This window comes from Bacillus sp. EKM501B, from assembly GCF_011800505.1.
GTDB lineage: Bacteria > Bacillota > Bacilli > Bacillales > Bacillaceae_G > Bacillus_A > Bacillus_A cereus.
Window position 1 is genome coordinate 676,698 of record NZ_JAALFZ010000002.1, and the last position, 13,300, is coordinate 689,997.

Below are 13,300 nucleotides of genomic sequence, written 5' to 3' on the forward strand. Positions count from 1 at the left end.
GTCATTCATATTCTTATAATACTGACTATTTAGAAAAGTGTCAATCCTATTTTTTCAAAAAGAAAGGGCCTTAGCCCGTTTGCTCATCCTCATTCTTTCTCTTCTCTTCATCTATTAGAACACGGCGCAAAATTTTCCCTACTGTCGTTTTCGGCAATTCATCTCTAAACTCATATACTTTCGGCACTTTATAAGCCGCTAAATATTTACGTGCAAACTGATTTAATTCTTCCTCAGAGCACTCCGTACCTTCTTTTAACACAACAAATGCTTTAACTGTCTCTCCTCGGTACGGATCTGGAACTCCAATTGTCACTACTTCTTGCACTTTTTCATGCTCATATAATACTTCTTCAACTTCACGAGGATACACATTAAATCCACTCGCGACAATCATATCTTTCTTGCGATCTTTTACATAGAAAAATCCATCTTCATCCATGTAGCCAACATCACCTGTATGGAGCCAGCCATCTTGCAATACAGCCGCTGTTTCCTCTGGCTTATTCCAGTATCCTTTCATAATTTGAGGACCTTTCACTACAATTTCCCCTATTTCTCCTGGCGGTAATGCCTCACCAGTCTCAAGTGACATAATGATTGCTTCTGTATCTGGCCACGGAACTCCAATGCTACCTGGCACTCGCTTTTCCCATAAAAAATTACTATGTGTAACTGGAGAGGATTCTGTTAAACCATATCCCTCTACTAGTTTACCACCTGTAACTGTTTCGAACTTTTCCTGTACTTCTACTGGCAGTGGTGCTGATCCACTAATACAAGCACGAATAGAAGAAATATCGTATTCTTTTAAAAGTGGGCTATTTAAAAGAGCGATATAAATAGTTGGTGCCCCTGGAAATAGTGTCACTTTATGCTTCTTAATCGCTTCAAAAACCATTTTCATATCAAACTTTGGAATAAGGACCATTTTGTATCCTTGCATAACACTCAAATTCATAACAGCCGTCATGCCGTACACGTGGAAAAATGGAAGAACCCCAAGAACGACTTCTTCTCCTTCTTTGCAATTATATAACCATTGAACTCCCATTAACGTGTTAGAGACGAGGTTTTTATGCGTTAACATAACGCCTTTCGGAAATCCGGTTGTTCCTCCTGTGTACTGTAAAAGAGCTAGATCATTTTCAGGATCACAAGGCTCCTCAACATCCGTATTCACTTCTTTTTCTACTGAATTCCAAAGATGAATCGTTTCACTCTCTGATACTTTCACAACTAAATTTGACTGTTTTTTCTGCACAAATGGATACAATAGATTTTTAGGGAATGGTAAAAAGTCCGCAATACGAGTTACGATAATATGCTCAATTTTTGTAGCAGATTGAACATTCGTTACTCTTGGAAACACTAAATCGAGACAAAGAATTACTTTTGCTCCCGAGTCATGAAGCTGATATTCTAATTCTCTCTCTGTATACAGTGGATTTGTTTGTACTACGATACCTCCCGCAAGTAATGTGCCGTAATAACCAATTACAGCTTGCGGACAATTCGGCAACATAATAGCAACTCGATCACCCTTTTCCACACCGAGCTTTTGAAGATAATTTGCAAACCTCTTCACCTTATCATGGAAGTCCGAAAACGTAATATCCTTCCCTAAAAAGTGAAGCGCTTTCTTTTCTGGGTAGCGAGAAGCCATCTGTTCTACATATCTATGAAGCGGCTGAATATCATAAGAAATCGTACTCGGAATTTCCTCTGGATAACTTTTCAACCATGGTTTTTCCACCTTCATTCCCCCTTCAAATACATAAAAATAAATGAATGTTCATTCATGATGGTTATTTTCATTATATTATAGTCACCATAGCGTTACAATCATAATATTCTGACTTTTGTATAACTATGCTTTACTTCATTAACTTCTTATTATGTGTAGAAACTCTCTTAATCTTAAAAGAGTAAGAGAGTTATAGTTTAACTTAATCTTATTATCGTTAACACTGCTCCTGGAGTAGTTGTTGATAATGTTGCGACAGCTAACAAACCAAATAATTGCAAGCTAATAGCATCTCCTGCTGCGAGAGTTGTAATGATTGTTGCACTAAATGATGTGGTTGCTACCGCAGGAGCATTAATCGTCCCAGCAAGTGCCCCTCCATTAATTGTAATCCGTGAACTGACTAATAATGAAGCCGTTATATTAATTGTATATGAAATATAATAATTACCAGCATTTGCAACCGTAAATACTGTGTTTCCACCAGAAACAGTAATTCCTGGACCGATGTTTTGATTATTTGGAAGCGGGACATTCGTTCCACCAAGAACTACAGATATCGCTGTTCCCGACGTATTATTTGCAAATGCATATGTCGCCGTGATACTTGTACCTGTTGCTCCGGTTGGACCTGTTGAACCCGTTGATCCTGTTGCTCCCGTCGGACCTGTTGATCCTGTTGAACCCGTTGGACCTGTTGCTCCCGTCGATCCTGTTGGACCTGTTGCTCCCGTCGGACCTGTTGATCCCGTCGGACCGGTTGAACCTGTTGCTCCTGTTGAACCTGTCGCTCCTGTTGGACCTGTTGAACCGGTTGAACCCGTCGGACCGGTTGAACCCGTTGGACCTGTTGCTCCTGTTGCTCCTGTTGCTCCCGTCGGACCGGTTGAACCCGTCGGACCGGTTGCTCCCGTTGGACCTGTTACTCCCGTTATTCCTGTTACTCCCGTTATTCCTGTCGCTCCCGTTGGACCTGTTACTCCCGTTATTCCTGTCGCTCCCATTGGGCCTGTTGCTCCCGTTGATCCTGTTGAACCGGTTGCTCCTGTTGCTCCCGTCGGACCTGTTGAACCCGTCGGACCTGTTGCTCCTGTTGAACCCGTTGAACCCGTTGATCCCGTTGGACCTGTTGCTCCCGTCGGACCTGTTGAACCGGTTGAACCCGTCGGACCGGTTGAACCCGTTGATCCTGTTGAACCGGTTGCTCCCGTTGGACCTGTTGAACCCATTGGACCTGTTGGACCTGTTGGACCAAGCTTAGGGACTGTCCCATCACAACTAAAACAACACGAATCAACATGTACACCATTTTGATTATTACAACTACAATATCCATTTGTATTATTGAGCCATGAAGACATGTTGATTCCTTCCTTCAAATTCAATCTTATAAGTACAAGTAAGAAATTAAAAAACATTTATCAAATCAGACCGAAAGCTTTATTCAGTGGAGATAAATATAGATTTATCCCGTACATTCTAATAATTATTACATGCGATACTATCTCCTTTTGCTTGTACTTTCGCCTCTCTAGTTAAATGAAATTCCTTTTCTAAATTCTTCATACACATATGGATTTTAATCTTACATAACGATATTCGTATAATTCGTTATTTTTCAGCAAAATTTTAAAAATATAATTACGAATAAAAAACTTATTTTGGGAAAGAAGATGAAGAAAATTCTTAGTATTTTCATGGTTGTTCTTCTATTCGCTGTTGAATGCGGACAGCAAAAAAGAGGAGAAAAAGGTAACAACGATAGAAGATAAAAAGCAAACTATAACAATTAAACATACTGAAGGGGAAACAAAATTAGATAAACCGGCGAAAAAAGTTGCTATACTTGGAACACCTTATTTCTTATGGTTGATGAGGAAAAGTGGGAAGAAAGTTAATTAAAAGACGACTTCATATATGTGAAGCCGTCTTTTCCTATTATGGCAGAAAATTAATATAGGCTTTGTACATAATATATATAACAAGTGAATACATGATTATATTGAATACACTTCGTTTTAAAGTTAACTTTCTCTTTAATTTCTTATCTTGTAATCTCAATTCTATTCCATTTGCTATTTTCAACCTACCTACTATTTGAAATAACTCTCTGTAATCATCAGCATTTCCCAATAATACGTATTCCTTATCATTTTTATACTTTATATGCAGAAACTCGCTTCCACCTTTACGGTCTAATATTGTTTTCATATAAGCTACTTCATTCAATACACATACCTTTAAATCAACTTCATTATAATAACGATCCATAAAAAACACATACAACCGTTTATTTGTAACGATTAACACATTATTAATACCGAAGTTCATTGCAAGAACGCCTACCCCTAATGTCATGGCTGTGCCTGTCTGCCAATTTTTCACATGATGATTTTCGGCAAGCATACTATATAAAATCTCTTCGCTTCCCTGTAACTCTTCTTGTACAACCTCATAACAACGTTTCATTAAAATTGTTTTGGTTACAGTTTCTTTTGTACGATCTATTTTCGTTTTATCTATTTTCTCATCATTTCTATAATCATCTACAAAATTATCGCTATACTGTAAGTTATTTAATTCCTGAAGTAACTTTTCTTTATTCATTCCTTTTCCCCCCCCAACAGCTTCTTCAATTTCTTTCTCCCTCTTGACAGCCTGCTATATACCGTATCTCGTGTCATACCGAATTCAAGCGCTATTTCTTGTACGCTATATTCATCTAAATACCTTTTTATAAAAATTTTCTTATCTTCTTCATTCAATTCTTTAATTAAAACGTAAAAATTATAATCTCTCTCTTCTTTTGTTAAATTGACATTTTTTCTATCTTCATATCTTTCTTGCTGAAACTCTTGTAATTGATAAGCCTTATTACTTTTTCGTTTATAATCAATGGCTTTAAACTTAGCGACAGATATAAGCCAGTTTCTAAACTTCCCACGATTTTCATCATAACTACTAATGTTGTACCAAACGATTAATAAAATATCGTCAACACATTCATCCACTAACACCTTACTATGTGCCGTATCTAAAATACTATGAACTACCTTATAAATTAAATCTCCATATCGATCAATCGCTGTATGTAATGCTAACATATCTTGTTTTCGAAGACCTTCTACTATTTCTATATCCTTCACCCTTATCACCACTCTTTATCCCATTCTTTATTCATTATATATACGAATGAGCACATTCGTTTCCTGACACTTTTACAAATATTTTCTAATTGTTTTCATATTGTAGCAATGCTTAATTAATTATTTCTTGTGGAACAGGGATTATATTATCTCTCACGAATTTAATCTATGAACAAAAATAGGAGGGATAACTATGTACCAAACAATTGAAGGCTTTTTACAATCATGGACATACGAGGCTGAGTCTACTCAGAAAATGCTTGATTCATTAACCGATGCATCTTTATCACAGGAAATTGCACCTGGGCACTGGACGTTAGGAAGAATTGCTTGGCACATCGTGACGGCAGTTCCTGTGATACTATCTGGCACAGGGCTAAAGTTTGAAGGAGAAACGAAAGATTATCCTGTTCCAACTTCTGCAAAAACAATTGCAGATGAATACCGTAAAGTAAACGCGGCTTTTGTTGAAACACTTCAAAGTAAATGGACTGATAAAGACTTAGCTACTATTAATGACTTCTTTGGTCGCCCTATGCCGAATTCTATATTTTTAATGACACTCATTAATCATCAAAATCACCACCGCGGACAAATGACGGTTTTAATGCGACAAGCTGGCTTAACAGTTCCTGGCGTATATGGCCCCGCAAAAGAAGAATGGGCTGCGGCTGGAATGGAAGCTCCTAAAATGTAACGACAAAAAAGACAAGATGTTTACATATCTTGTCTTTTTCTGTAACTTGTTTCATGTGAAACTATTTTTTCTTAATAGTTGTTTTATGGAAAAGATAGGTTAAAATGAATACATACTATGAAGAGGAGTAACCAAATTGAATACAAAGAATAAAAAAATAGCTATGGGCACTATTTTATTAACTTCTATTATTGGAGTTATTAGTGTATCTCTTTATTTCACCTATTATGGTACCCCTTGGGGAAAACAAGCAGCAATTACGGAATCAAAAGAATATATTACAAAATATTTTAATCTAGATGCAGAAGTCAAAAACACTTCTTACGATGCTAAAATGAATAGCTATGCAATCGCCTTTGAAACAAGTGGAGACGGAGAGTTTACTATCGAATATAAAAGTCCTAATAACTTTAACATTTCTCCAGGAGTGCAAAAGTATTTAAGCACACACTCTAAATTTACAGAGTAGTACCGAAACATACATATACAAAAAAGAGTTGGTGTAACGCCAACTCTTTTTCTTATTCTTTTCATACAGTTATATCTTCCTTCTCTATATTTTTAATGCCGTAATATGCAATCACAACTCCAATTGCCGCCAATGCTAGTTGAAGGGGAAGTAAAGTTGCTGTAGGAAACTCTGGGTTGGTATTCATTGCAATTGAGACAACGATAAGAGATGAAACAATTGTAGTTGGCACTGAACGTTTACGCATTCCGAAATATAATGGGATTAAACTCATCCCCGCAGTTGCAATGGCTAAAGGAACTAGTTTTATTCCTTCTTGCACCAATTGATCTACTGTGAATGAATGAGGAATAATTGAAAAACAACTATCTATCCCAAAGAAAATTCCTACTACTAAAATGTTAGATACAATAACTGTTATAAATGTTACTATCGCTGTAATAGCCAACTTACTAGCCATCATTTTCTTTCGATTAATGGGATAAGAAAACATGAGTAGTATTGTTTTATTTTTATATTCGTCAATTATTAACCTTGCTATTAATACACTACCAAAAATAATAAATGTTGCTCTTACTACTGTACTAGCCATTAACAAAATCATCTGCGGATCTCTTATTTCTGGATCTCCTTCTATTTGTGCAATGAAACTAACAAAGATTAATAATGCCAGTATAATAATATTTGCAATAACTGCTCCCCTCACATACCATCCAAACTTAAACTTCTTCAATTCTAACTTCATAAGACGTAGCATGATATTCCTCCTTCCTCCTTGGACTTAATCAATATAAATGACTCCTGTTTCACTTAAAATCTTCGCTTCATTTTTTGCATCACCAATCGTTCCTACTTTTATTTTGTCTGTATTTTTATCTTTCTTAAGTCCTTTTAAATCCACTATTACGTCAGCCGAATTACTTTTAGCCATAAGCTTCAATGATGCAGGGACACCTTTATACCGTACGCCAATATCACCTGATTTTGTTTCTATAAATAATGATTTTCCTTCTGTCATATCTTTCAGTAATACTTCCCCAGATGTTGATGTGATGTTCATATTTGAGTTACTTACATTTGTTATATAGTTATCACCAGTCGTAGACTTTATATTTAATTCTTGTACTGAACTACCTTTTAAAACTAACTCTCCACTTTGCGATATAAATTCACCTTTCTCGGCTGATAGTCCTGTAATCATTTCATCTCCAGACTTGCCTTTTGTCATGATATTTTTTACTACTATATCTCTTATTTTCACATCACCCGATTTATTATTTACTACAATTTTATCTATTTCTTTCTTCGGAATAGCTATAGATATACTATTTTTCTTCCTAAACGTGAAACCATTAAAAAATCTGTTCATCTTTTGTTTTTGCTTAATCACAATTTTATTTTCATCATTTTCTATTTTGACGGGATCTATCTCTTTATCTGCTTGTTCACCTTGAGCGGAAATTACTATTTTATTAGCGTCTGTATTTTTAAATTCAAGATTCCAGTTTTCATTGTCTACTTCTATTTCTTTTATATTATTTATCTCAAAAGACTTTTCTTTCTTAAAATCTTTCCCCTGAAATACCTTAATACCAAAAACTACACTAGCAATTGTAATGAATAATATTGCAATTACTATCATTTTTTTCACTATTCATACCCCAGTTCGTTTTTGTTTTAAGCTTGCTTCACGCCACATCGATCTTGTCGATTTTACGATATGAAAGATAACTGATGAAAATTCCTAATAAACAGAGCACTATTGGGATAGCTATAAAATTAAACAGACTTACTTGACCGTTTCCAGGACCAAAGTTACTACTAATTAGCATTCCGATTATTACTGCAGAAGTAATTGTTGTGGGTGTCGATTTCTTTCTCATCCCAAAAAATAAAGGAATTAAACTTATACCAGATATCATAAATGCACTTATAAAAGTAGTTGGAACGATAGATATTATTTCACCTATCGTAGCTGGTGTTTCAATCAGTCCCATCATTGGACTCACAAAATATACAAGCAAACTGATACTGAAAGTAGCGATAATCGTGCTCACAAAACAAAAACAAAAAACAATTGTTAATTTCGCTCTCATTAGCATTTTTCGTTGCAATGGGTACATAAATAGTAGTTGCATTGTTTTGTTCTTATACTCATCAATTACTAAACGTGATAAAATGACCGAACTAAAAATAATGAATGTTATCCTAATAAAAGTGTTTATTAAAACCATTTGTTGCGTGAAGTCAAAGAAGAGCACGTCTCCCTCGGCTTTCATTCCCAACGCCATAAGGCTTACTGCAGCGAAAATTGCTATAATACAAATTGCTACCCCTTTAAAGTAACTAGATAATTTATGTTTCTTCCATTCGAGCTTCATTAATCTAAGCATACAAACCACTCCTCCATTCTTTATATAACTGTCTTTATGCTGCTAACATTCTAATTCCAGCAGTAACGAAGCTTAACATTCCTATTACTATTAGAATTAACAACCATTTCCGCTCAGGTTTTCTATAATATAAAATCCCACTTATGAACATTACGATCAATCCACTTAGTAGATTCACTAACAATCCATTAAGCATGAATGCCCTCTCCATCCATTACATTTAAGAAATATTCTTCTAAGGAACTATGTTTCTTATTAATACTTTCAATTTCCACATCGTTCATAATAAGTGCTTTTGAAATGGCCTGCTGAGACGCTAACGTATCATACACACGAATCATGGTTCCACTCATTATTTTGTAGTTTTTTATACCAAGTTTATCTTCTAAAATATAAGCTGCACGTTTCACATCAGGAACAGTGATTTCAATGTACTCTGTTTGTTTTCCGTTAATACTCTTCATTGAAACTTCTTTTATTAGTTTTCCATTTTGAATCACACCAATTGTATCGGCCATTAGTTCCATTTCACCTAAAATATGACTAGAAACTAATAATGTAATGCCATATTCTTTGCAGAGCATTTTAAATAAGTCTCGTAACTCTTTAATACCAATTGGATCTAAACCGTTAATTGGTTCATCTAAAATGAGCAATTCTGGCTTTGTCACGATTGCTCTTGCAATACCGAGTCGTTGTTTCATTCCTAATGAAAAATCTTTTACTTTTTTATTATCTACCCCTTGTAGTTTCACTAAATGTAAAGCATGGTCAATTGCATTTTTATCGTAGTAGCCCATGTATTCACAATGTAGGTCTAAGTTTTCTTTCGCCGTTAATTTATCATAAAAGATTGGGTATTCAATAATTGTCCCCATTCTTTTTAATACTTCATAAGATGTATCTGTTAATTTCTCACCGAAGATTTCAATATCACCACTCGTCGGTTTTATTAAATTTGTAATCATTTTCATAATCGTTGTTTTACCAGCACCGTTTGGTCCTAAAAAACCGTAAATTTCTCCTTTTTTCACATGCATGTTAACACCGGAAATAACTTCTTTCCCTTTAAACACTTTCGTTAACTGGTTTGTTTTTAATATATATGTCATGTTACTTTCCCCTTTCGCAATACTCTATATCTCTATAATAGACAACGGAAATCTCTTTTTTCTTACCCGTTTCTTACAAATTCCTTACGCTGAAAAAAAGCTTGTAGAATCTACTGCTCTACAAGCTAAAACTGTATCTTTGTTAATGCAATTGTAAAAATTGTTTTTTCATACGGTTTACTAGAAAGATGAATTTTTCCGTCCATCGCTTCCACAAGCCGTTTCGTAATCGTTAATCCTAGACCGCTTCCTTGGTACAATCTATTTCTTGAATCTTCAAGTGTGTACATACGCTCAAACACTTTATCAATATGAGATTCATCAATCCCTTTTCCTTTATCCCATACATCTATATACACGCCCGTGTCATCATCTCTTAACGTCATACCGAGTGCCTTTCCATCGTCTCCATATGTAATTGCATTTGATATTAAATTATTCAATACCCTACCTAATACTTCTACATTTCCAAGTGCATATATATTTCTTTCTGGTATATCAATATGAACTTGAAAACCTTTCGACGTCACTAAATCATAAAATGATAAAATCTTCTCGCGGCAAACTTCATTCATATTTATTTTTGTCATTTCAATTGCTTTGTCACCAGATTCTAATTTCGCTAAATCAAAAAACTTATGAATTAATTCCATCACTTCTAGTGTTTTCGTATGCACTTTCTCAAGTAATATTTGTTGTTCTTCTTTATTTATCGTTTTATCCTTATTTAACATTTCTGTATATCCAAGAATAACTGTTAGTGGTGTTTTCAAGTCATGCGAAATATTTGAAAGCATTTTTCTCATCGAAATTTCTACTTTTGCATGATCTGCATTCGTTTTCTGTTTTGCATCTAATAATTGATTAATCGCCACTAATAATTTTTGCAATTCTAGATCATCTGTCATAACGAGTAACGTCTCACCTGTTTTTTCATTTACAATACTTTCTAACTTTTCATATGTGTATCGTAAATTTTTACTACTATTTTTTCTCATTTTATATTGCATATAAATAACACATAACAATATAAAAATAATACCTATTAACAAATTGATCATATTACATCACTTCCAGCTTATAGCCGATGCCCCATAGCGTTTTAATATATTCTGGATTAGATGGATCACTTTCGATTTTCTCACGCAATCTTCTCATATGAACATTAATAACGTTATCGTCACCGTAATACTCTTCATTCCAAACTAACGTATATATTTGCGCTTTCGTAAATACACGATTTTGGTTCTTTACGAATAGCTTTAAAATCTCAAATTCTTTTAAAGTAAGTTTGAGAAGCTTCCCGTTTTTTTCTACAGTAAAATTAATTGGATCAATTGTTAAATCACCAATTTGAATCATTTTTTCTATTGTTTCTGTAGCCGAGTATTTCGTAGACCTCCGAATACCTGCTTTTACACGTGCAGCCAATTCAATCATAGAAAACGGCTTACAAATGTAATCATCTGCTCCAAGTCCTAATCCAACAGCTTTATCAACATCTGTATCTTTTGCCGACATCATTAAAATCGGAACTGCACTTTTTTCTCGAATGATTCGTACAACCTCTAAGCCATCTAGCTTTGGCATCATAATGTCAAGGATAATCAAATCAAATGAACCTTTTAAATATGTGTTCACGCCTTCTTCTCCATCAGACGCAATCGTAACTTGAAAGCCTTCCTTTATTAAATACTTTTCCACCATCTCTTGAATTGAGATATCATCTTCAACTAATAAAATATGATGTGACATATGTCTATCCCCTTTTTACAAACGTTAACAATCCAATTGTATCGTAACTACTACAGACTGGAAACAATTATATGAATTTTCAAACCAACTTCCCTTCCTTCCTTAACAATGATATGATGAAATTCACTACGATTGTTCATAATTAACTTTATATAAAGGAGACTTATCATGTCAGAAAACAAAAAAGTAAGCTTAGCTGATTTAATGCGTGAACAACTTGCTAAGAAAAAGCAAGGAAATGGAAATGGTCAAAATGCAAAAAATCAAAGCCAAGAAACAAAAAAATTACAAAACCAACAAACAAAGAAAACAAACAACCAACGTAGACGTACAGGTGTATAAATGAACGGACAAAAACGTTCTAATATCGCCCCCGGTCTTGAAGTTGATATTGTATTAAAACAAGATCAACGAACAGGCAAATTAACACGTGGAATTGTAAAAGATATTTTAACAAACTCCCCTTCCCATCCGCATGGCATTAAAGTGCGATTGCAGGACGGACAAGTCGGTAGAGTACAAAATATCGTTCAATAAGAAAAGGAGCTCAAGTAAACTCGAGCTCCTTTTCTTTATTAACCTTTAATTTTCTCGATGAAAACTACTTTTAAGTAGTCTCCTTCTTTAAATTGATCAATGGTACGGAAATCTCCTGGTAAAGAATGTTCTTCTAATATTTTATATTTGCCATTCATTTCTTTAAAGGCTGTATCGATAAAGCCTTTAAACTTTTTCATATCGAATGCGCTACAGTTTGTAGAAGCAACGATAATACCGTTATTTTCTGTAATAGCAATTGTTTCTTTTAATAAATTTTTATAATCTTTTGCTGCACTAAATGTATATTTTTTTGAGCGTGCAAAGCTTGGAGGATCAAGTACGACCATATCAAATTTCATTTTTTTCTTCGCTGCATATTTGAAGTAAAGAAATACATCTTCTACAATAATATCTTGCGCTTCATAATCAACTTCATTTACACTAAACTGCTCAATCGTTTTACTTAAACTACGATTTGCAAGGTCAACACTCGTCGTTTTACTCGCTCCGCCAAGAGCTGCAAATACAGAGAAAGCACCTGTATAAGAGAACATATTTAACACTGTTCTTCCTTTTGCATATTTATCACGAATTTGTTTTCGAACGTTACGTTGATCTAAAAATACCCCAACCATTGCCCCATCATTTAAATAAACCGCAAAGTTTACACCGTTCTCTTTTACGATAAGTGGGAACTCGCCGCGCTCTCCTGCTACGAAATCATCCCCCTCAATATATTTCCCTTTCGTATCAAAACGCTTTTTCTCATAAATACCTTTAAAGTTTGCTACTTTTTGAAGAGCGGCTATAATCTCATCTCTGAAAGTATAAATCCCTTCACTATACCAACTTACTACATAATAGCCATCATAATAATCGATAATTAGTCCTCCAAGACCATCACCTTCACCATTCACCACACGGAATGCTGTCGTATCACTTGATTTGTAAAATTGCTTTCGTTTATGTAAGGCAGATTTGATTTTACTTTCAAAGAAAGATTGATTAATTTGTTCACTCTCTTTTCTCGTTAAAATCCAGCCGTACCCTTTATTTTGTTTTCCATAATAGCCTTTTCCGATAAATTGGTTCTTCTCATCTACTACTTTAATGATTGTTCCTTCTTCACGAACATCATTTAAATTTTGAATCGCATCTTTTAAAATAAGCGGATATCCACTTTTAATTTCTTTTATAAATTTCGGTTTTATTTTTACAGTTACTTCTGATCGCATATAATAACTTCCTTTCCATTTGCATGCTTTCTCTACAGGAAGCATTTAAAAAACGAGACTGAAAAAACAGCCTCGTTTCACTATACCATATTATTGCTTTGCTAGTACAACTCGCTCATTCTCTCGCTTAACTGCCACATATTTACTACATTTTGAACTGGAAATCTTACTGTCCAATATAATATAAAAAACTTTTATATTTCACA

At 34.5% G+C, this 13,300-nt stretch carries 16 protein-coding genes and 1 pseudogene; 5 read left to right on the plus strand and 12 right to left on the minus strand.

Annotated features, from left to right (window positions below; translation table 11 throughout):
- Nucleotides 1-70 precede the first annotated feature (70 nt).
- A complete protein-coding gene (locus HFD78_RS08310) occupies nucleotides 71-1,756 on the minus strand; it encodes a long-chain-fatty-acid--CoA ligase (protein ID WP_000414742.1) in 1,686 nt (561 codons plus the stop codon).
- Between the two features lie 188 nt (nucleotides 1,757-1,944).
- Nucleotides 1,945-3,108 carry a BclA C-terminal domain-containing protein gene (locus HFD78_RS08315; protein WP_191968061.1) on the minus strand — a complete coding sequence of 388 codons (1,164 nt, stop codon included), beginning with the start codon at nucleotides 3,106-3,108 and terminating at the stop codon, nucleotides 1,945-1,947.
- Between the two features lie 312 nt (nucleotides 3,109-3,420).
- On the opposite strand from HFD78_RS08315, the pseudogene HFD78_RS08320 reads away from it, so the two are divergent.
- Nucleotides 3,421-3,607, plus strand: a pseudogene (locus HFD78_RS08320) (ABC transporter substrate-binding protein); the annotation flags it as partial.
- A 78-nt stretch (nucleotides 3,608-3,685) separates the two neighbouring features.
- Here the strand turns inward: HFD78_RS08320 and HFD78_RS08325 are convergent.
- Together HFD78_RS08325 and HFD78_RS08330 are read right to left on the minus strand one after the other, a co-directional pair.
- Complete coding sequence (locus HFD78_RS08325) at nucleotides 3,686-4,354, minus strand: hypothetical protein (RefSeq protein WP_001031138.1); 669 nt, start codon at nucleotides 4,352-4,354, stop codon at nucleotides 3,686-3,688.
- Entirely contained in the window at nucleotides 4,351-4,902 is a 552-nt protein-coding gene (locus HFD78_RS08330) for a sigma-70 family RNA polymerase sigma factor (RefSeq protein ID WP_080002104.1), read from the minus strand. Before HFD78_RS08330 ends, HFD78_RS08325 begins: the two co-directional genes overlap by 4 nt.
- Before the next feature lie 184 nt (nucleotides 4,903-5,086).
- Between HFD78_RS08330 and HFD78_RS08335 the strand changes: the two genes are divergently transcribed.
- Both HFD78_RS08335 and HFD78_RS08340 read left to right on the plus strand, forming a co-directional pair.
- Complete coding sequence (locus HFD78_RS08335) at nucleotides 5,087-5,590, plus strand: DinB family protein (RefSeq protein WP_000284977.1); 504 nt, start codon at nucleotides 5,087-5,089, stop codon at nucleotides 5,588-5,590.
- A 136-nt stretch (nucleotides 5,591-5,726) separates the two neighbouring features.
- Nucleotides 5,727-6,059 (plus strand): YfjL-like protein, encoded by a 333-nt coding sequence (locus HFD78_RS08340; protein ID WP_001093293.1) that lies wholly within the window; start codon nucleotides 5,727-5,729, stop codon nucleotides 6,057-6,059.
- Nucleotides 6,060-6,120: 61 nt separating this feature from the next.
- On the opposite strand, the gene HFD78_RS08345 is transcribed toward HFD78_RS08340, so the two are convergent.
- The 7 genes from HFD78_RS08345 to HFD78_RS08375 all read right to left on the minus strand — a co-directional run bounded on the left by HFD78_RS08345 (nucleotide 6,121) and on the right by HFD78_RS08375 (nucleotide 11,319).
- On the minus strand, nucleotides 6,121-6,816 hold the full coding sequence (locus tag HFD78_RS08345; RefSeq protein WP_000945178.1) for an ABC transporter permease: 696 nt from the start codon (nucleotides 6,814-6,816) through the stop codon (nucleotides 6,121-6,123).
- Between the two features lie 24 nt (nucleotides 6,817-6,840).
- Nucleotides 6,841-7,710: a DUF4097 family beta strand repeat-containing protein gene (locus HFD78_RS08350; protein WP_000738286.1), complete on the minus strand. Its 870-nt coding sequence runs from the start codon at nucleotides 7,708-7,710 to the stop codon at nucleotides 6,841-6,843.
- 37 nt (nucleotides 7,711-7,747) lie between these two features.
- Nucleotides 7,748-8,452, minus strand: coding sequence for an ABC transporter permease (locus tag HFD78_RS08355; protein ID WP_000945211.1), 705 nt, complete (start codon nucleotides 8,450-8,452; stop codon nucleotides 7,748-7,750).
- 34 nt (nucleotides 8,453-8,486) lie between these two features.
- Nucleotides 8,487-8,648, minus strand: a complete 162-nt coding sequence (locus HFD78_RS08360; protein WP_000931763.1) for a hypothetical protein — start codon at nucleotides 8,646-8,648, stop codon at nucleotides 8,487-8,489.
- Nucleotides 8,641-9,564, minus strand: coding sequence for an ABC transporter ATP-binding protein (locus HFD78_RS08365; RefSeq protein ID WP_000221066.1), 924 nt, complete (start codon nucleotides 9,562-9,564; stop codon nucleotides 8,641-8,643). The genes HFD78_RS08360 and HFD78_RS08365 overlap by 8 nt, the downstream gene beginning before the upstream one ends.
- Nucleotides 9,565-9,689: 125 nt before the next feature.
- Nucleotides 9,690-10,625, minus strand: a complete 936-nt coding sequence (locus HFD78_RS08370) for a HAMP domain-containing histidine kinase (RefSeq protein WP_000609139.1) — start codon at nucleotides 10,623-10,625, stop codon at nucleotides 9,690-9,692.
- A gap of 1 nt (nucleotide 10,626) precedes the next feature.
- Nucleotides 10,627-11,319 carry a response regulator transcription factor gene (locus HFD78_RS08375; protein WP_000018028.1) on the minus strand — a complete coding sequence of 231 codons (693 nt, stop codon included), beginning with the start codon at nucleotides 11,317-11,319 and terminating at the stop codon, nucleotides 10,627-10,629.
- Between the two features lie 168 nt (nucleotides 11,320-11,487).
- Between HFD78_RS08375 and HFD78_RS08380 the strand changes: the two genes are divergently transcribed.
- Both HFD78_RS08380 and HFD78_RS08385 read left to right on the plus strand, forming a co-directional pair.
- Nucleotides 11,488-11,661, plus strand: a complete 174-nt coding sequence (locus tag HFD78_RS08380; RefSeq protein ID WP_001293578.1) for a hypothetical protein — start codon at nucleotides 11,488-11,490, stop codon at nucleotides 11,659-11,661.
- On the plus strand, nucleotides 11,662-11,856 hold the full coding sequence (locus tag HFD78_RS08385) for a YwbE family protein (protein WP_001014310.1): 195 nt from the start codon (nucleotides 11,662-11,664) through the stop codon (nucleotides 11,854-11,856). It abuts the gene before it with no gap.
- 38 nt (nucleotides 11,857-11,894) lie between these two features.
- Here the strand turns inward: HFD78_RS08385 and HFD78_RS08390 are convergent, their stop codons facing one another.
- On the minus strand, nucleotides 11,895-13,094 hold the full coding sequence (locus tag HFD78_RS08390) for a class I SAM-dependent rRNA methyltransferase (protein ID WP_001255972.1): 1,200 nt from the start codon (nucleotides 13,092-13,094) through the stop codon (nucleotides 11,895-11,897).
- Between the last annotated feature and the right edge of the window lie 206 nt (nucleotides 13,095-13,300).